Source organism: Streptomyces sp. NPDC086023, assembly GCF_044540325.1.
In the GTDB taxonomy this organism is placed as follows: domain Bacteria; phylum Actinomycetota; class Actinomycetes; order Streptomycetales; family Streptomycetaceae; genus Streptomyces.
This window is the reverse complement of record NZ_JBITRX010000016.1, coordinates 111,111-129,747: the sequence shown is the minus strand read 5'-3', so window position 1 is coordinate 129,747 and position 18,637 is coordinate 111,111. Positions and strand designations below refer to the sequence as shown.

The window sequence follows — 18,637 nt, the reverse complement described above, 5'->3', positions numbered from 1 at the left end:
TCGGGAGGGGGCGCCTGGTCGTGCTGGTGGTGCGGCCGGTGCGTGCCGACACTCCACAGACCGGCGAGGGGTGGTGCCGGGGCGGAGTGGCGTATTCCTAGCACGGTCTTTACGAGATCTTTAGTGATGCACCTCACATAGCGGTGCAAGATATGCCGTTTCGGCAGATGCGGTGATCTGATCGTTATGCGGATCTGAGGTTCCCCTGAGCGAACAACCCGCGCCCGGCCATCCCGATGCTCACGGACGGGCAGCCTGCCTCTGCGGGCCGACGGGAACCGTGGAAGGGGATACGTCCCCGTCCACGGGCGCCTCCGCCAGCGCCTCGGGGTCGACCCGGAAGAGGCGGGCGATCGGTACGTCGGTGCTGCTGTGCGCGACGATCGAGAAGGCGATGCAGACCGCGATCAGGGTGTACGCGCTCTCGCCCTGGGGGATGCCCGCCTGGAGCACCAGCAGGCCGTAGACGACCGAGGCGAACCCCTTGGGTCCGAACCAGGCGGCGACGAGCTTCTCGCGGCGGCTGATCCGCGTACCCAGCAGCGACAGCAGGAGCGACGCCGGGCGGATCAGGACGATGGCCAGGATCACGGCCGCGTAGCCGCCCACCGGCAGGTCACCGAAGAGCCGCGGGGTCAGCAGGGCGCCGAAGACCAGCAGTGCGGCGAACTTCGCCAGCTCCGCCACCGCTTCACCGAGCGGCTCGAACACCGCCTTGGCCTCGGGGGACACCGAGGCGAGCACCGCCCCTGCGGAGAAGGCGGCGAGGTAGGGGTTGGCGTGCGTGAGGTGGCACAGCCCGTACAGGATGACGCCGGTGGCGAGCGGCAGCAGTGGCTGGAGCTTGGGCTCGGCCCCCAGCAACCGCAACCGCGCCAGGGCGGCGACCGCGAGCGGGAGCGCGACACCGAAGACCAGCCCCAGGGCCAGCTCCATCGCGATCAGCCCGATGGACGCTTCGGCGCCCTCGGATGCGGGGCCGGCCGCCGCGATGAGGATCAGCACGACCGGCAGGGCCAGCCCGTCGTTGATCCCGCTCTCGACGTTCAGCAGCTGCCGGAGCTTGGCCGGGACTTCGCGGCGGCCCACGATCGCGGAGGCGAACACCGGGTCCGTCGGGGCGAGTACCGCACCGACGAGGAAGGAGGTGGTCCAGTCGAGTCCGACGAGGAAGTGGGTGACGACCGCCATGCCGGCCATGGCAAGCGGCATCCCCAGCCCGAGCGCCCGGGCCGGGTTCTTCCAGTTGCGCCGCAGCTTGGGGAAGGAGACGTGCATGCCGTCGGTGAACAGGACCGCGAACAGGGCCAGATCGGCGGTGACAGCGACGATCCCGCTGTCGGCGCTGATGTGAATCAGCCCGAGGAAGCCGTCGCTGACCAGCGCTCCACCGAGCAGGAACAGCAGCGAGGTGGACAGGACGGTCCGGGCGGCGAGCCCTGAGAGCAGGACCGCGACCAGTAGTGCCACACCGAAGACCGCAACCAGCACCATGGCGGTACGCCCCGTTCTGCGAAGAGAGTTGTCCCCTGCTCGCCGACCAGGCTTCCCGGCACACCGCGGGTCACTTTATACGTCCCTTACGGGACCTTGACGGGATCCTGACGGCAGTCTGCCGGGCCGAACACTGCCGGAGGACTGCACCGCGCCCCGACGGGTGGGGCACGTACGGTGGCCACTCCCCGCACGCACACCCGTTGCCGACCGTCGGCAAGACGGGGGCGACTATTTTGCCGACGGCTCACGTAAGGGCTTGCCTCGCATTCGGCTAACCTCCCAAGGAGTCCCAGCCGCACCCTCGATGCCGGCTCAGAATTTCTCCGGGGCTCACCTTCCGCGCGCCCTCTTCATTCTTTCGCGCATCTTGGAATCAACACCTCTTTGGCGCTCTATTGATGAGCTTTCTCGATGCCGACTGCGCCGTCTCCGGAGAATTTCCAGACCTTCGCCCACGTGGTCGAGCCTCGCGGACTACCGCGTTCACCTGCACGCTTCCTCCCGTACGGCCGCCAGTTGGGGCCACTCTCTTCGTGCGGGGTAAGCATCACCAGGCAAGTGATAAAGGTCACTCCAGATTATGGAACCGTCATGATCACTTGCGTCACGGTTCTCCTTTATGTCCAATTCACCTGCCTATAGATTTCCGGTTCTGCACCACTGCCTTGTGGTGTTGTTTTTGAGAGACCGAGGAATCAATGAGGGTTCAATCGTTCGCGCCCAAGTGGCGTGAACGGCCTTGGTCCGGGGGGAGCAGCCGGTATATAGCCGGTTCCATTGCCCTGGCCATGGCCGTCACCTTGCTGGACGGCACCAGCGCGGCGTTCGCCGCGAGCCTGGACCGTGGTGCCAAGCCCGCCGCGGCACCGAAGACGTATGCCACGCAGGCCGCCGACATCGCGTCCGCCCGCGTCGCCGCCCGCCTGTCGGGCAAGCGGGTCGAGGCGCTGTCGGAGCGCACCGAGACGTCCACCACGTGGGTGAACAAGGACGGCTCGCTCACCACGGAGATCACCGCCGGGGCGTCCCGGTACCGGGACGACAGCGGCCAGTGGCGCGATGTGGACCTGGACCTGGTGGCCGGCTCGAACGGGGTGGTGGAGCCCAAGGCGCACCCGCACGGGCTGAAGCTGGCCGGCCAGTCGGGCAAGCGCGCCGCGTCCCTGGCCGCCGCTCAGGCGGACAAGGCCGTCGACCTGGTCACCCTCGGTGAGGGCGACCAGCAGATCACCCTGCAGTGGAAGGGCGGTCTGCCCGCCCCGGTGCTGGAGGGCACGAAGGCCACCTACCCCGAGGCCGTGCCCGGCGCGGACGTGGTCGTCGAGGCGACCCGTACCGGCTTCGAGCAGTTCGTGGAGCTCAAGAAGCGGCCCTCCGCAGCCGGCTTCTCGTACACGCTTCCGCTGAAGGCCAAGGGCCTGAAGGCCACGCAGCAGGCCGACGGCAGCGTCCTCTTCACGGACAAGAAGTCCAAGAAGACCGCGGTGATGCCCGCTCCCGTGATGTGGGACGCCACCGTGGACCCGGTCTCGGGCGAGCACACCCGCCGGGTGAAGGTCGACATGAAGGTGGTCCGGAAGGGCTCCTCCATCGACCTGGTCGTCACCCCGGACGCGAAGTTCCTCGCGGACCCCAAGACGAAGTACCCGGTCACGGTCGACCCCTCGACCTCGTCCCTGTCGAACGTCTTCGACACCTACGTGCAGCAGGGCGAGACGGTGGACTGGTCCACCGACACCGAGCTGGACCTGGGCAACCCGGGCACGAAGAACGCCGACGGCACCTACCGCACCGCGCGTTCCTTCATCTCCTGGAACACCGCGCCGATCGCCGACGCACTGGTGATGGACGCCAAGCTGTCGCTGTGGAACTTCCACTCCGGCAACTACACCGGCACCTCCTGCCCCAATCAGCCGTGGGACGTGTGGTCCACCGGCGCGGCGACCACCTCCTCGCGGTGGACGGCCCAGCCGTCGTGGATCGCGAAGAAGGCCACCTCCTCCGAGACCAGGGGCAACTCCTCCTGCTCGACGCAGCCGGACGGCTGGATCAACGCCAACGTCACGACGATGGTGCAGGAGTGGGCGTCGGCCAAGGCTGCCAAGTCCAACATGGGCCTGCGCGCGGCGGACGAGACCATCACGGGGCAGTGGAAGCGGGTCAACTCCGCCAACGCCGCCACGAACGTGCCGAAGCTGACGGTCACCTACAACTACCGTCCGCGCACCGGCACCAAGCAGGAGGCCGGCGCGCCGTTCTTCTCCTACAACGGCGCCTACGTGGTCAACAGCGTGACGCCCACGCTGCGCGACACGTTCGTCGACCCCAACGGTGACACGATCCAGGGCGCGTACCAGATCTTCGACACCGCCACCAACACCCAGGTCGGCGCCGTCCTGCGCTCGGCGTTCGTCCCGTCCGGCCAGCCCGCCCCGGTCGTCGTACCGGCCGGCGTGCTGACCAACGGCAAGACGTACCAGTTCCGCAGCAGCCCGTACGACGGCACGCACTACAACCTGGGCTGGTCGGAGTGGAAGACCTTCACGGTCGACACCTCCGCCCCGTCCGCGCCCGCGGGCATCACCTCCACGGACTACCCCTCGACCTCCTGGGTCAAGGGCCAGGGGCAGCCGGGTGTCTTCACCGTCACCCCGCCCGCGGCCGACCACAACTGGCTTGAGTGGTCACTGGACGGCGTGACCTGGACGAAGGTCGCCACCGGCGGATCCTCCGCCGCCAAGGCCATCACCGTCACCCCGCCGAAGGACGGCACGCACACCCTCCAGGTGCGCTCGGTGGACAAGGCCGACAACAAGTCCGAGCCCCTCGGCTACACCTTCCACGCCGGCCCGGGCGGCTTCGTCGAGCCGAACAGCGGCACGCGCACCGCGCGTCGCCTGCCGCTGGTCGCCGAGGCCGACGGCAGCAAGTACGACAAGGTGTCCTTCTCCTGGCGCCGTTCCGAGGCCGACCCTTGGGTGCAGATCCCGGCCGGCGACGTGACGGCCGGCGGCACGGCCCTGACGGCGTGGCCGGTGAACCTGACCGCGGGCAAGAACGCCCCGCTGGTGTGGAACGCCACCGACACCGTCAACCCCGACGGCACCGTGCAGATCAAGGCCGACTTCACCGGCCCGAACTCCGCGACCGGCGCCACCCAGCCGCTCGAGGTCGTCGTCAACCGCGACGGTGACGACGCCGCCGGCACCGAGGTGGGCCCCGGCTCCCTCAACCTGCTGACCGGTGACTACACTCTTTCCGGCAAGGACGCCGCCGCGTTCGGCATGTCCGTCGTGCGCACCGCTTCCTCCCGCGACCCGCAGGCCGCGTCGAAGCTCATGGGCGCCGACGGTGGCCAGGCCGCGATCTTCGGCAAGGAGTGGCTGTACGGCGCCTCCGGCAGCCAGGTCAGCTCCCCGTACGGCGGTCTGGTCAAGACCTCCGACACCTCGCTGAGCATCTCCGTCATCGGCGACGACACGCGGTACCACTTCACCGCGAACAAGGACAAGACCGGCTGGATCCCCGAGGCCTGGTTGTCCGACTACACCCTCACCGGCTCGTTCACCGGCAACTTCACGCTGCGCGACGGCGAGGGCCGCGTCACCACCTTCGTCCCGGTCCCGGGCACCTCGCCCCAGGCCTGGCGCGCCTCGACCGTCTACATCGACGGTCTGACGAACTCCACCACCACCACGGTGTGGGAGAACACCACCGTCGCCGGCAAGCCCGCGGTCCGGCCGAAGAAGATCATCGCGCCGACCTCCGCGGTCAACGGCACGACCTGTGAGGCCGACTCCACCACCCGCGGCTGCCGCGTGCTGGAGTTCGTCTACGCGACCGCGACCACCGCCACCGGCTACTCGACGGCCGCCGACTTCGGTGACTTCGCGGGCCAGGTCAAGGAGATCAAGCTCTGGTCCACCGAGCCTGGCGCCACCGCGGCCACGTCGAAGGCGGTCGCCACGTACCGCTACGACGCGGGCGGCAAGCTGCGCCAGCAGTGGAACCCGCAGCTGTCGCAGGGCACGCAGACGCAGTACTCCTACGACGCGGCCGGCCGCGTGAACTCGCTGGCTCCGAGCACCGAGCTGCCGTGGAACTTCACCTACGGCAAGGCGGGCAACTCCGCCACCGCCGGTGAGGGCATGCTGCTCAAGGCCGAGCGCGCCACCCTTACCCCGGGCAGCGCGACCCAGACCAACGGCACCGCCACCACCAGCATCGTCTACGACGTGCCGCTGACCGGCACCACCGCCCCGTACAAGATGGGCGCGGCCGACGTGAAGGCCTGGGGCCAGACCGGTCCTCCGACCGACGCCACCGCCGTGTTCCCCGCCGACTCCGTCCCCGCTGCGAACACCGGCTCGGGTCTGGGCGCCGGCGACTACCAGCGGGCCAGCATCCACTACCTGGGTGCCTCCGGCCAGCCGGTGAACACCGCCCAGCCCGGCGGCCACATCAGCACCATCGAGTACGACCGCTACGGCAACACGGTCCGCCAGCTCTCTGCCGGCAACCGCGCCCGCGCCCTCGGCCTCACCCCGGCCGACCAGGCGCAGCTGGCCGACCTCGGCATCGCCGGCCTGCCCAGCGCCGAGCGCGCCGAGCTGCTGTCGCTGCGCTCGGTCTACAGCACCGACGGCTCCCGCCTGATGGAGGAGCTCCAGCCGCTGCGCCGGGTCGACCTGGCCCGCGCGCTGAGCTCCGGCGGCACCCAGCTGGTGGCCGCCGGCACCTCGGTCACGGCCCGCCCGTGGCTGGTCAACGCCTACGACGAGGGCCGCCCCACGGACGGCTCCGCCAAGGTCGAGGGCCAGCTCACCACGAGCACGTCGGGCGTCCAGGTGCGCGAGCACCCGACCGTCCAGGGTGACCAGAAGGTCGCCAAGACCGAGCTCGACTGGATCAAGGGCCTGCCGACGAAGTCCGTCGAGGACGCCACCGGCAAGGCACTGACCACCGTCACCGAGTACGACGCCGAAGGCCGCGTCGCCCAGCAGATCCTGCCCGGCGCCACCGCCACCAGTGCCACCACCCGCGTGTCGACCTACTGGTCGGCCACCGGCACCGGCGCCTGCCAGGGCCGCCCCGAGTGGGCGGACCAGCTCTGCCAGGTGGCCCCGGGCGGCACCGTCGCCGGCACCCAGCCGGCCCAGCTGCCCACCACCACCTTCGAGTACGACTTCTTCGGAAGCACCGCGAAGACCACGGACACCGCCAACGGCCAGACCCGCACGGTGACCATCACGTACGACAACGCCGGCCGCCCGGTCTCCTCCCAGACCACCGGTGGTCTGGGGACGGCCATGCCGGACGCCACCACCGAGTACGACCCGGAGACCGGCAAGGTCGTCAAGACCACCTCGCCGACCGCCGGCACGATCACGCGGGTCTACGACAAGCTGGGCCGCCAGATCTCGTACACCGACGCCGACGGTGGCACCACCACCTCCGAGTACGACAGCCTCAACCGCCCGACCAAGGTCAGCGACTCGGTTCCGTCCTCGGTGACGTACACCTACGACCACACCGCCGAACCGCGTGGTCTGGCCACCAAGGTGACCGACTCCGTGGCGGGCGCGTTCGGCGCGACCTACACCGCGGACGGCGACGTCGCCGGCGAGTCGCTCCCGGGCGGCTACACCATGAAGCAGGTCCGCGACGCGGGCGGCGAGGTCACCCTGCGGGCCTACACCCGCGACTCCGACGGCGCCGCCGTCTACAGCGACTCCGTCGCGCGCACCGGCATGGGCCAGGTCTCCCGCCACTCCGGCTGGTCGGACCAGGAGTACAGCTACGACACCGCCGGCCGCCTGACCCAGGTGGCCGACACCTCGGAGACGGTGTGCACCCTGCGCACCTACACCTTCGACAGCCGTGCCAACCGCACCGGGCTCACCACCGCGACCGGCACCCCCGGCGCCGACTGCCCGACCACCGGCGGCACCGCCACCAGCAACACCTTCGACAGCGGTGACCGCATCACCAACAGCGGCTACACCTACGACGCCTTCGGCCGCACCACCGCCCTGCCGGGCGGCGCGACCGTCGGCTACTACACCAACGACCTGGTCCGCCAGCAGACCGCCAACGGCTCCCGCCAGACCTGGAACCTGGACGCGGCCCACCGCATCCGCTCCTGGACCGTGGAGACCGGCAGCGGCTCGACCTGGACCCAGACCCAGTCGAAGGTGAACCACTTCGACGGCGACGGCGACACCCCGCGCTGGATCACCGAGAACACCACCGGCACCGTCAGCCGCATGGTGGAGTCCCTCGGCGGCCCGCTCGGCGCCATCACCGGCAAGACCGGCCAGACCGTGCTGCAGCTGGCGAACATCCACGGCGACGTGGCCCTCCAGCTGCCGCTCGACACCGCCGTCGCCCCGGTCGCGCTCGACAACGACGAGTACGGCCAGGCCCGCGTCGGCCAGGCCGAGGCCCGCTACGGCTGGCTCGGCCAGAACCAGCGCTCCGCCGAGACGGTCACCAACACGATCCTCATGGGCGTGCGCCTGTACAACCCGGGCACCGGACGCTTCCTGTCCATCGACCCGGTCTACGGCGGCAACTCCAACGCCTACGAGTACTGCTCGGGCGACCCGGTCAACTGCACCGACCTCGACGGCCGCTTCAGCCGCTCGAAGACCAAGTACTACTCGTGGGGCCGCATCTCCGCCTCCTACTGGGGCCCGAACTGGGGCACCGGTGTCGGCGGCGTCTCCCTCAAGATCGTGGCGAACAAGCGCTGGACGTACCGCATCGGCAGCTACGGCTGGGTGACCTACACCATCGCCGGAGCCGTCCTCGGCCTCCTGGCGTTCCTCTTCCCGCCCGCGGCACCCGTCCTGGGCGTGCTGGCCGCTCTGATCACCATCATCGGAGCGTCCATCCAGTTCATCGCCCAATGGGCGGCCGCACGAGGACAGTGCCTGCACATCAACGTCGGAGCCAGCGTGTACACCAAGTGGTGGATCCCGCGGTACTCCTTCGGCAGGTACGCCTACCCCTGGCGCGGCGGCTGCTGACCCCAGCAGCACCCTGCCTGAGGTGAACCCGTAACCGCGGCCGGGGAACGAGCCCTTCGTTCCCCGGCCGCATCCTCATCCCCCGGAGCCCCGCCATGCCCGTCCACCAGCGCGCAGCCACCACCTTCGCCCTCCTGGCCACCCTCCAAGCCGCCCTCGGCATCGTCTTCACCACGGCGTTCGACCGCGCCTTCGGCGCGCCCCTGTTCTGGACCGCCACCGGCAGCTTCGCCCTCGCCTGGTACTTCCAGCGCAAGGCGGCGAAGACCTCGTGAACCAGCCCCCCGACGCAGACCGGCCCGCACCTACACTCGCGGGCGTGGACAACACCTTCCGCTGCACCAACTGCGGCACCGTGGGCCTGGAACCCGGCTTCGTCGAAGACGCCGGCCAGCACTCCCGGGGCTACGCCCGCTGGATCCAGGGCGTCCTCGAACGCGGCATGTTCGGCGGCGCCAAGCGCATGGGCAGGCCCACCTGGCGCATCGATGCCTTCCGCTGCCCCACCTGCGCCCACCTGGAACTCTTCGCCGGCCACCGCGCCTGAGCAACAGCGCCCGCGCCCTCGGCCACAGCCGAGGGCTACCCGGGCCGCTCGCAGCGGGGCGGCTCGGCGGCCTCATCGGTGGAACAGCGGCGCGCCGGCCGCCCAGCCCGTCCCGGACCAGGCAGCCGATCGCGATGGCCAGACCGGTCAGGCCTGGTCGGACTCCGGGTTCAGCCGGAGGGAGATCGAGTTGATGCAGTACCGCTGGTCTGTGGGGGTGGGGTAGCCCTCGCCCTCGAAGACGTGGCCCAGGTGGGAGCCGCAGCGGGCGCAGCGGACCTCCGTACGGACCATTCCGTGTGATGTGTCGGCCAACAGTTCTACCGCGTCCGAGTTGCGTGCATCGTAGAAGGACGGCCAGCCGCAGTGGGACTCGAACTTCTCCGTGGATCGGAAGAGCTCCGCCCCGCAGGCCCGGCAGGCGTAGACGCCGGCCGTCTTCGTGTCCGTGTACTCACCGCGGAAGGCCGGCTCCGTGCCGCCCAGCCGCAGCACCTGGTATTCGGACGGGGTGAGCTCGGCCTGCCACTGCTCGTCCGGCTTCTCCACCTCGTACGGCATGACGTGCGCTCCCTCAGTTCGCCAGGCGGGCCAGGCCGTCCAGGATGGCCGGCCCCAGGTCGGTCACATCGCCCGCACCCATGGTGAGAACGAGGTCGCCCGGCTTCGCCATTCCCGCGATGACCTCCGGCACGCCGTTCTTGTCGTGCTGGGCGGTCACGTCGGCGCCCGCGGCGCGTGCGGCGTCGATGATCAGGTCGCTGGTGACGCCCGGGACCGGGTCCTCGCGGGCGGGGTAGATGTCCAGGACCACGGAGGAGTCGGCGAGGGCGAGGGCCTGGCCCATCTCCTTGCCCAGTTCCTGGGTGCGGGAGAAGAGGTGCGGCTGGAAGACCACCAGGATGCGGGAGTCGCCGGCGGCGCCGCGGATGGCCTCCAGGTCGGCGGCCATCTCCGTGGGGTGGTGCGCGTACGAGTCGATGACCTGGACGCCCGCCGCCTCGCCCTTGAGCTGGAGGCGGCGCTTGACGCCGGTGTACTTGCCGAGCGCGGAGGCAAGGCCGTCGGCCGGGATGCCGAGGGCGATGCCCGCGGCGAGGGCGGCGACGGCGTTGTGCGCGTAGTGCCGGCCGGGGACGGAGACCGTGAAGGTCAGCGGACGGCCGTCCAGGACCACGGTGACGTCGCTGGTCAGGCCGCGGGGGGTGACGTCGGTGATCCGTACGTCGGCCGTCTCGGACTCGCCGTACGTGACCACGGTCAGGCCCTTGGTGCCGGAGACCCGGCCGGCGATCTCGACGGCGCCCGGCTGGTCGGCGGAGACGACCAGGGTGCCGCCCGGGACGACCTTGCCGACGAAGGTCTCGAAGGAGGCGTAGATCTCCTCCATCGAGGCGTAGTTCGCGTGGTGGTCCAGCTCGGCGTTGAGGATGATCGCCACGTGCGGGTCGTACTTGTGGAAGCTGCGGTCGCTCTCGTCCGCCTCGGCCACGAAGATGTCGCCCTCGCCGTGCTGGGCGTTGGAGCCGGGCGCGTCGAGGTCGCCGCCGATGGCGTACGAGGGGTCCAGGCCCAGCGCGCCGAGGGAGACGGCCAGCATCGAGGTGGTCGTGGTCTTGCCGTGCGTACCGGCGACGGCGATCGCGCGCAGCCCGTCCATCAGGGAGGCCAGCGCGTCGGAGCGGTGCACCACGGGGATGCCGAGCTCGGCGGCGCGGGCCAGCTCCGGGTTGTCGGCGCGGATGGCGCTGGAGACGACGACGCAGGTGGCGTCGGGGGCGAGGTGGCCGGCGGCGTGCCCGATGTGGACCGTGGCGCCCAGGGCGCGCAGCGCCTCGGCGGTCGCGGACTCCTTGGCGTCGCTGCCGGCCACCGTGGCGCCGCGCTGGGCGAGGATCTTCGCGATGCCGGACATGCCGGCGCCGCCGATGCCGATGAAGTGGGGCCGTTCCATGGCGGTCGGCAGGCCGGGCGGCGTCATACGGGATCTCCCCAGGTGCGGTGCGTGCGGTGCGGTACGGGTCGGCGCGGGGCGCCGCCCGCCAGCTTATTCGTTGTGCGCGAAGAGCTTGAGCACCGGAACGCCGACCTTGTGGCGTGCCCGGGAGGCCCAGTCGCGGTGGAAGAACTCCTCCACGAAGTGCGGTGCGGTCAGGACGATCACCTCGTCGGCGCCGGTCTCCTCGACCACGGACTGCAGCTTGTCCAGCGGATGGTCCTCGACGATCTGCCCGACGGCCTCGCTGCCCTTGTCCCGCAGGGCCTGGAGCGAGTGCGCGAGGGCCTTCTCGGCCGGGCCCCTGGCCTGGTCGCCCTCGGGCTCGTCGCCCTCCTTGATGGCCTCCGGCAGCTCTCCGAGGGCGACGTCGTCGATGGCGCGCAGCAGCCGGTCCTGGTCGCCCCGGGGCTGCATGAGCACGACGAACGAGACCGGGTCGTCTCCGTGCAGGGTGGTGACGAAGTCCACGTCTACGGGTGTCAGAGGCTTCTCGATCATCAAAACGCTCGTGAACACGGACGCCCTCTCCTTCATGGGCCGTGGCGGCCCCTGCGGAAACCATCCTGCCCCGCTGTGGCACGGGGCTGCGCAGGTAAGTGTGCCCAGCCGAAGCTAAGCGGAACGACAAATTCCGATCTCGCTCAGATCCGACGGTAGCGGGTGAAAAGGAACCCGGCCTCCTCCAGCAGGGCGGCGAGTTCGAGGCGGTGCGGTACGGCGACGGACGGGCCCGACGCGATCCGCTGGGCGTCACCCGCCGTGAGCGTCGGGGACACGGTCAGGCACAGCTCGTCCAGTACGCCGGCGGCCACGAACTGGCCCAGCAGCCGGGGACCGCCCTCGGTCAGCTGGCGCCGCAGCCCGCGCTCCGCCAGGACGGCCACCGCGCGGGCCGGGTCCACCGCCGCACCGTCCCCGGCGAACAGCACCTCGGCCCCCGCCTTGCGGGCCTCGGCCACCCGGTCGGCCGGTGCCGCGGCGCCGGTCAGCACCAGGGTGGGCACCAGCGGCGAGGTGAACAGGGGGAGCGCGAAGTCCAGCTGCAGGCTCGCGCTGATCACCGCGATGGCCGGGGCCGGGCCCTGGCCGGCGGCGGCCCTGCGGCCGGCGAAGGCCTCCCGGGCGCGCGCGGGCCGGTACCCCTCCAGCCGAACCGTTTCCGCCCCGACGACCACCACGTCCGCGAGGGCCCGCAGCATCCCGAAGACCCGCATGTCGGTGTCACTGGAGATGGGCTGGGAGCGGCCGTCGTGCTGGGCGGCGCCGTCCAGGCTGGAGACCATGTTGGCCCGCAGCCAGTGCGCGGGCGCGCCCGGAAGGGCCCCCGCGGCCGGGGCCCCCGCGGCCGGCGCCGTGCTCGGAGCCGCGCCCGTGCCCGGGGCTCCCGCGGCGGCGCCGCCCGCCAGTACGGGGTACGCGTAGGCGTCCGCCAGCTCGTCGAGCCCCCACTCCCGGTCGCTGGTCTCGGCTGTCTGATCGGTCACAGGGAACAGGCGTCGCATGCGGTGCAGTGTGTCACGCCCCGTAGAGTTGAGTGCTGTGTCGACCTCCCTCTCCGCGACCGGGCGGAGTCAGATAGCCGAGGCGGGCCCGCAGTCACTCTGCGCCCGCGAGCCGCACGTGCCCGCCGAGCGGCTGGTCGCCGAGATGGTGCCGCCGCCGCGGTTCGACTCCGTGCGCTTCTCGACGTACAACCCGGACCAGAACCAGCCCAGCCAGGCGCAGGCCGTCACCGTGCTCGACGCCTTCGCCGCCGGTCTGGGCGGGGCGCACGCCTCCGGCGGCGGCAAGCGGCGCTGGTTCGCCCGCAAGCCCGCCGCCCCCACCGGCCCCCGCGGCGTCTACCTCGACGGCGGCTACGGCGTCGGCAAGACGCACCTGCTGGCCTCCCTGTGGCACGCCACCCCGGCCGCCCCGGAGTACAAGGCCTTCGGCACCTTCGTCGAGCTGACGAACCTGGTCGGCGCGCTCGGCTTCCAGCAGACCGTGCGCACGCTCAGCGAGCACCGGCTCCTCTGCATCGACGAGTTCGAGCTCGACGACCCGGGCGACACGGTGCTGGTCTCCACCCTGCTCGGCAAGCTGGTCGAGGCGGGCGTGGCGCTGGCCGCGACCTCGAACACCCTGCCGGGCAAGCTGGGCGAGGGCCGGTTCGCCGCCGCGGACTTCCTGCGCGAGATCCAGGGGCTGTCGGCCCACTTCCGGCCGCTGCGCATCGACGGCGAGGACTACCGCCACCGCGGTCTGCCGGAGGCGCCCGCCCCGTACTCCGACGAGCAGGTCGCCAAGGCGGCGTACGCGACCGAGGGCGCGAGCCTCGACGACTTCCCGCACCTGCTGGAGCACCTCGCGCGGGTGCACCCCAGCCGGTACGGCGCGCTCACCGAGGACATAGCCGCGGTCTGCCTCACCGACGTCCGGCCGGTGCCCGACCAGTCGACCGCGCTGCGCCTGGTGGTGCTGGCGGACCGGCTCTACGACCGCGAGATACCCGTACTGGCCTCGGGCGTGCCGTTCGACCGCCTGTTCAGCGAGGAGATGCTGGCCGGCGGGTACCGCAAGAAGTACTTCCGGGCCATATCCCGGCTCACCGCGCTGGCGCGCGACGCGAAGGGGCTCGTCTCCCCGTAAAGCGGCCGCGATCCCAGTAGGTTTGGCCCGGCCGGGACCGAATGGCCCCGGCCGTACAGCCTTGTCTGCCTGAAGGGATGCAAGCACCATGGCCGCCACGCGTCACGCACACGCCGTCTGGGAAGGCGATCTGCTCAAGGGCAAGGGCGAAGTCTCGCTCGACTCCTCGGGCCTCGGCACCTACCCGGTCTCCTGGCCCGCCCGCACCGACGAGGAGGCGAACGGCCGGACCAGCCCGGAGGAACTGCTCAGCGCCGCGCACTCCGCCTGCTACAACATGGCCTTCTCCAACATCCTGGCCAAGGGCGGTACGCCGCCCACGAAGCTGACCACGAAGGCGGCCGCCACCTTCGTGCCGGGCCAGGGCATCACCGGCATCCACCTGACCGTCGAGGGCGAGGTGCCCGGCATCGACGCGGACGCCTTCGCCGCCGCGGCCGAGGACGCCAAGAAGAACTGCCCGGTCAGCCAGGCGCTGACGGGTACGACGATCACGCTCGACGCCAAGCTGGTCTGACGGGCGGACCCGGCGGCGGCCGGCTGTCGGCGGCAGGCGGCAGCCCGCCGCCGACGGCGGCCGGCGGTCGCCGGCTGGTCCGACCGGCCACACTTCCGGGGCGACTTCCGGGACGGGATCGCCCCGGGTGAACCGCCGCGCGCCGTTCGCGTGGTACCACTTCCGGGTCATTCCTCCCCTCCACCCGCCGGGAGTTGCCCGTGGAAGCGACCCGACGCCAGATCCTCACCGGAGCGGGGGCCATCGCCTTCGCCGGAGCCGTCGCCGAACTCCTCGGGGGCGCGCCGGGCGCGGCGTCGCACGGCGCGCCCGCGGGCGCGGGCAGGACCGCGAACGCGGCGGCCGGCCCAGCCGTCCGCGCCGACACCGGCTACGGCCCGCTGGTGCCCGACCCGCGGGGCCTGCTCGACCTCCCGGCCGGCTTCCGCTACACCGTGCTCTCCCGCACCGGTACCCCGATGCGCTCCGGCGAGGGCCCGGTGCCCTCGCACTGCGACGGCATGGGCGCCTTCGCCGCTCCGGGCGGCGGGCTGCGCCTGGTGCGCAACCACGAGAACAAGCCCACCGCCAAGTTCCCCGTCCCGCACGTCCCCGGTCTGGTGTACGACCGCGGCGGCCGGGGCGGCTGCACGGTGCTGGACCTCGGCCCGGGCGGCGCCGTCACGGGCGAGCGGGTGGGCATCGCCGGCACGGCGTACAACTGCTCGGGCGGCCCCACCCCCTGGGGCACCTGGCTGACCTGCGAGGAGAACGAGGACCTCGCCGGCACCAACGGCTACGAGGAGGACCACGGCTTCGTCTTCGAGGTCGACCCCGCCGACCCGCACCGCACCGGCGCCGTCCCGCTGACCGCACTCGGCCGCTTCCAGCACGAGGCGGTCGCCGTCGACCCGCGCACCGGCATCGTGTACGAGACGGAAGACGCCTTCGAGCGGCCCTTCGGGCTCTTCTACCGCTTCCTCCCCCACCGCCCCGGCGGCGGCACCGGCTCGCTGCGCGCCGGCGGGCTCCTCCAGGCCCTGCGCGTGCCGGGCGTGCCCGACCTGTCGGCCGTCGCGGAGCCGGGCACCCGCTTCGACCGCGTGGAGTGGGTGACCGTACCCGACCCGGGGGCCCGCCGGACACCGGTCCGGCTCCAGGACTTCGGGCCCCGCGGCATCACCCACGCGCAGAAGCTGGAAGGCTGCCACCGCACCGGCCGGTACGTCCACTTCGTCTCCAGCTTCGCCCGCAGCCGCGAGGGCTCCGCGGCCGACCACTCCGGCCAGGTGTGGCGGTACGACCCCGAGCACCGCTCCCTGACGCTGGTCGTGGTCTTCGGGCCGGCCGCCGACACCGCGCTGCCCGGAGAGTCCCCGGACAACATCTGCCTGGCACCGGGCGGCCGGCTCATGGTCTGCGAGGACGGCGACGGCGCCCAGCACGTGTACGCCCTGACCCCCTCCGGCACGGTCTTCCCGGTGGCCCGCAACGCCCAGAACACCGGCACCGCGGCGCAGCCGGCCTACGGCGAGTTCTCGGGCGTCACCTTCTCCCCGGACGGCACCACGATGTACGTCAACTGCTACGACCCCGGCACCACCTTCGCCGTCACCGGCCCCTGGGCCTGAGGCGTGCCCTCAGGCCCAGGTCACGGCCCGCATCCACGTCCGCCGGGGCCGGACAACCAGCACACGGCCCGAGCGGTTCGGTCCGTGGCAGGCCCTCCCGCCCCACGGGAAACAAGAGCAATCAGGTGATTTCGGAGGAGGTGGAGTGTCCATCCGCCGGTGCCGCCGTGCTCAGGCTCGACAGCCAATTCGATCACCCGGTCAGAGACCAGGGCCCAGGCTAGGAGCAGGATACGAGTGGAAAGCGCAGGTCCATCGGTCTGAGCATGGCGACGTTCGCGGGCATGCTGCTGCCCGTCGCGGCGGGCTCAGGTGTGGCGTACGCACAGTCCGTTCCGGTCATGACCAAGACCACCGTGGGTGAGTTTGCCGCCGGCCAGCCGGGCACCTACGAGATCGTGGTCAGTAACGCCGGTGGTGCGGAGGCGACGGAACCCCTGTTCTTCCTGGACGCCCTTCCCGACGGCGTCACTGCGACCCAGGTCACCTTCTCCACCGTCCAGAACGCCGCCGGTTCCTGCCTCAACGCCTACAACAACATCAACACGGCGAGCAACGTCAACAGCCCTGGTGCCAGCACCAACAACCAGCAGTCGTTTCGCTGATGTGACGTGAGCGGACTCCGGCCGTGGCCGGCGGGGGTGAAGGCCGGCCCTGCGCCGGCCCCCTGCGCCGCAGGCGCAGGGGGCCGGCGACACGTGGCGGCACCAGGGGGGGTGTTCTTCGGACCGCGCGCCGCGCCCGCCCGTTCTGGTTCGCGTCCCCGAGTCGCGGTTCCGGGCCCCGGGGCAGAGGATCGTACGATCGCAGGGACCGTACGGGTGGCGGGAAGGGGTGTGCCGTGGGCACGAAGGACACGGGCGGGAAGCGGGGTCAGGGCCGGAAGGCCGCGGCGGGGAAGGGCGCCGGGAGCGGCGGGCGGGCGGGGGGCGAAAAGGGCGCGGGGCCCGTCCGAGAGGCCTTGCGGCTGAAGCCCGGGAAGGCCGTGGAGCTGGCCGCCTTCGATCCGGCGGGCATCCCCGTCGGCCCCAAGGACAAGGCCGCCGGCACCGCCGCCACCGCACTGCTCGGCGAGCGGCTGGCCGGACTGCAGGAGCGGCTGTACGCGGCGAGCACCGCGGGCGACCGGCGCCGCCTGCTGCTGGTCCTCCAGGGCATGGACACCTCCGGCAAGGGCGGCACGGTCAAGCACGTGATCGGCCAGTTCAACCCCTCCGGCTGCCGCATCAAGGCCTTCAAGGCGCCGACCGAGGAGGAGCGCGGCCACCCCTTCCTGTGGCGGATCGCCCGGGCCCTGCCCGCGCCGGGCGAGATCGGCATCTTCGACCGGTCCCACTACGAGGACGTGCTCATCGGCCGCGTCCGCAAGCTGGTGCCGCGCGCCCAGCTGGAGCGCCGGTACGACCAGATCAACCGCTTCGAGGAGACCCTCGCCGAGGACGGGGTCACGGTGGTCAAGGTGTTCCTGCACATCGGGTACGAGGAGCAGCGCGCCCGGCTGCTGGAGCGCCTCGACAACCCCGAGAAGCACTGGAAGTTCAACACGGGCGACATCGACGAGCGGGCCCTGTGGCCGGCGTACCAGAAGGCGTACGAGCTGGCGCTGGAGCGGTGCGGAACGGATGCGGCGCCCTGGTACCTCGTACCGGCGGACCGCAAGTGGTACCGCAACTGGGCGATCAGCTCGCTGCTGCTGGAGCATCTGGAGGAGCTGCACCCGCAGTATCCCCCGGGCGACTTCGACATCGAGGAGTGCCGCAGGCGTCTGCTTGCCACATAGTCATATATTTTGCGTGCGTGACCTTTTCTGTACGAAAAGTAGCGGCCGTCGCCGCTCTCAGTGCCGCCCTCGCGGGATGCGGGGGCGGCACCGGTTCCTCCGGCACCGGGGCCCCGGGTACCGGAGCCCCCTCCGCCGGCCGGGCCGCCGCCGCGGCCACCCCGTCCGCCGCGGCCCCCGCGCAGCCCTCGCCCGGGCGCCCCACGGCCGGTGCCTCCCGTGCGCCCCGGCCGGCGGGTTCGCACCCGGCCCAGGCCCCCGCGGCCCCCGCCCCCGGCAAGGCGCCGACCCTGGCCCCTGGACCGGGCGGCCTGACCCCGGTCTTCGCCCGCGCCGTGAACACCACCGACAAGGTCGTGGCCCTCACCTTCGACGCCGACATGACGGCCGACCAGGGCCCGCGCGCCCGCGGCGGCGAGCGCTTCGACAACCCGCCGCTGATCGCGGCCCTGCGCCGCCTCAAGGTGCCCTCGACGGTCTTCATGACCGGCCGGTGGGCGGAGGAGTACCCGGACCAGGCCAGATCGATCGGCACGGACCCGCTCTTCGAGATCGCGAACCACTCGTACAGCCACTACGCCTTCAAGGAGCCGTGCTACGGGCTGCCCGCCCTCGACACGGCCGCCGCCCGCGCGGACGTGGACCGCGCCTTCGAGGCCTTCCGCAGGGCCGGCGCCCGCAACACCGTCCCGTACTTCCGCTTCCCCGGCGGCTGCTACGACGACGACGCGCTCCGCGCCCTGTCCGTCGCCGGCGTCACGGCCGTGCAGTGGGACGTGGTGAGCGGCGACGCCTTCGCCAAGGACCCGGGGGCGGTCGCCGAGCAGGTCATCGGCGGCGTGCGGCCGGGCTCGGTGGTCGTCATGCACTGCACCCGCAGCGCGGCACCCGTCACCGAGGCCGCGATCCGGCGGATCGTGCCGGAGCTGCGCGCCCGCGGCTACCGCTTCGTCAAGGTCTCCGACCTGGTCGGCAGGTAGCCCGCCGGGACGACGGGCCGGCCGGGCCCCGCAACACGGCCTGGC

At 71.6% G+C, this 18,637-nt stretch carries 14 protein-coding genes; 9 read left to right on the top strand and 5 right to left on the bottom strand.

The features are described 5' to 3' along the window. Positions 1-240 precede the first annotated feature (240 nt). Positions 241-1,494 carry a cation:proton antiporter gene (locus ACIF6F_RS28020; protein ID WP_399952453.1) on the bottom strand — a complete coding sequence of 418 codons (1,254 nt, stop codon included), beginning with the start codon at positions 1,492-1,494 and terminating at the stop codon, positions 241-243. Between the two features lie 791 nt (positions 1,495-2,285). Here ACIF6F_RS28020 and ACIF6F_RS28015 point away from each other — a divergent pair. The 3 genes from ACIF6F_RS28015 to ACIF6F_RS28005 all read left to right on the top strand — a co-directional run bounded on the left by ACIF6F_RS28015 (position 2,286) and on the right by ACIF6F_RS28005 (position 9,075). Then, positions 2,286-8,528 carry a DNRLRE domain-containing protein gene (locus tag ACIF6F_RS28015; protein ID WP_399952450.1) on the top strand — a complete coding sequence of 2,081 codons (6,243 nt, stop codon included), beginning with the start codon at positions 2,286-2,288 and terminating at the stop codon, positions 8,526-8,528. 95 nt (positions 8,529-8,623) lie between these two features. Then, the gene (locus ACIF6F_RS28010; RefSeq protein ID WP_399952447.1) at positions 8,624-8,803 is read left to right on the top strand and encodes a hypothetical protein; all 180 of its coding nucleotides are present in this window, start codon (positions 8,624-8,626) and stop codon (positions 8,801-8,803) included. 44 nt (positions 8,804-8,847) lie between these two features. Next, positions 8,848-9,075 carry a hypothetical protein gene (locus ACIF6F_RS28005; protein ID WP_399952444.1) on the top strand — a complete coding sequence of 76 codons (228 nt, stop codon included), beginning with the start codon at positions 8,848-8,850 and terminating at the stop codon, positions 9,073-9,075. Between the two features lie 147 nt (positions 9,076-9,222). Here ACIF6F_RS28005 and msrB read toward each other — a convergent pair whose 3' ends face one another. From msrB to ACIF6F_RS27985, 4 genes are all read right to left on the bottom strand, one after another. After that, a complete protein-coding gene (gene msrB / locus ACIF6F_RS28000; RefSeq protein WP_399952441.1) occupies positions 9,223-9,636 on the bottom strand; it encodes a peptide-methionine (R)-S-oxide reductase MsrB in 414 nt (137 codons plus the stop codon). A 13-nt stretch (positions 9,637-9,649) separates the two neighbouring features. Further along, positions 9,650-11,056 (bottom strand): UDP-N-acetylmuramate--L-alanine ligase, encoded by a 1,407-nt coding sequence (gene murC, locus ACIF6F_RS27995; protein WP_399952438.1) that lies wholly within the window; start codon positions 11,054-11,056, stop codon positions 9,650-9,652. Positions 11,057-11,122: 66 nt separating this feature from the next. Continuing rightward, positions 11,123-11,590: an indole-3-glycerol phosphate synthase gene (locus tag ACIF6F_RS27990; protein WP_399952436.1), complete on the bottom strand. Its 468-nt coding sequence runs from the start codon at positions 11,588-11,590 to the stop codon at positions 11,123-11,125. A 125-nt stretch (positions 11,591-11,715) separates the two neighbouring features. Beyond that, positions 11,716-12,576 (bottom strand): pyrimidine reductase family protein, encoded by an 861-nt coding sequence (locus ACIF6F_RS27985; RefSeq protein WP_399952433.1) that lies wholly within the window; start codon positions 12,574-12,576, stop codon positions 11,716-11,718. On the opposite strand from ACIF6F_RS27985, the gene zapE reads away from it, so the two are divergent. From zapE to ACIF6F_RS27955, 6 genes are all read left to right on the top strand, one after another. Beyond that, positions 12,575-13,705: a cell division protein ZapE gene (gene zapE, locus ACIF6F_RS27980; RefSeq protein WP_399952429.1), complete on the top strand. Its 1,131-nt coding sequence runs from the start codon at positions 12,575-12,577 to the stop codon at positions 13,703-13,705. The genes ACIF6F_RS27985 and zapE overlap by 2 nt on opposite strands. A gap of 88 nt (positions 13,706-13,793) precedes the next feature. Beyond that, entirely contained in the window at positions 13,794-14,222 is a 429-nt protein-coding gene (locus tag ACIF6F_RS27975; RefSeq protein WP_399952426.1) for an OsmC family peroxiredoxin, read from the top strand. Positions 14,223-14,422: 200 nt separating this feature from the next. Beyond that, a complete protein-coding gene (locus ACIF6F_RS27970) occupies positions 14,423-15,832 on the top strand; it encodes an alkaline phosphatase PhoX (protein WP_399952423.1) in 1,410 nt (469 codons plus the stop codon). 266 nt (positions 15,833-16,098) lie between these two features. Then, entirely contained in the window at positions 16,099-16,437 is a 339-nt protein-coding gene (locus ACIF6F_RS27965; RefSeq protein WP_399952419.1) for a hypothetical protein, read from the top strand. Positions 16,438-16,673: 236 nt separating this feature from the next. Then, positions 16,674-17,612: a PPK2 family polyphosphate kinase gene (locus ACIF6F_RS27960; RefSeq protein ID WP_399952415.1), complete on the top strand. Its 939-nt coding sequence runs from the start codon at positions 16,674-16,676 to the stop codon at positions 17,610-17,612. Between the two features lie 17 nt (positions 17,613-17,629). Further along, positions 17,630-18,592, top strand: a complete 963-nt coding sequence (locus tag ACIF6F_RS27955; protein ID WP_399952411.1) for a polysaccharide deacetylase family protein — start codon at positions 17,630-17,632, stop codon at positions 18,590-18,592. Positions 18,593-18,637: the final 45 nt, after the last annotated feature.

Bases quoted from the DNA above. Each gene is read 5' to 3' on its own strand.
- ACIF6F_RS27975 (WP_399952426.1), top strand. From the start codon at position 13,794: ATGGCCGCCACGCGTCACGCACACGCCGTCTGGGAAGGCGATCTGCTC.
- ACIF6F_RS28020 (WP_399952453.1), bottom strand. From the start codon at position 1,494: ATGGTGCTGGTTGCGGTCTTCGGTGTGGCACTACTGGTCGCGGTCCTG.
- ACIF6F_RS28015 (WP_399952450.1), top strand. From the start codon at position 2,286: ATGGCCGTCACCTTGCTGGACGGCACCAGCGCGGCGTTCGCCGCGAGC.
- msrB (WP_399952441.1), bottom strand. From the start codon at position 9,636: ATGCCGTACGAGGTGGAGAAGCCGGACGAGCAGTGGCAGGCCGAGCTC.
- ACIF6F_RS28010 (WP_399952447.1), top strand. From the start codon at position 8,624: ATGCCCGTCCACCAGCGCGCAGCCACCACCTTCGCCCTCCTGGCCACC.
- ACIF6F_RS27985 (WP_399952433.1), bottom strand. From the start codon at position 12,576: ATGCGACGCCTGTTCCCTGTGACCGATCAGACAGCCGAGACCAGCGAC.
- ACIF6F_RS27965 (WP_399952419.1), top strand. From the start codon at position 16,099: ATGGCGACGTTCGCGGGCATGCTGCTGCCCGTCGCGGCGGGCTCAGGT.
- murC (WP_399952438.1), bottom strand. From the start codon at position 11,056: ATGACGCCGCCCGGCCTGCCGACCGCCATGGAACGGCCCCACTTCATC.
- zapE (WP_399952429.1), top strand. From the start codon at position 12,575: ATGCGGTGCAGTGTGTCACGCCCCGTAGAGTTGAGTGCTGTGTCGACC.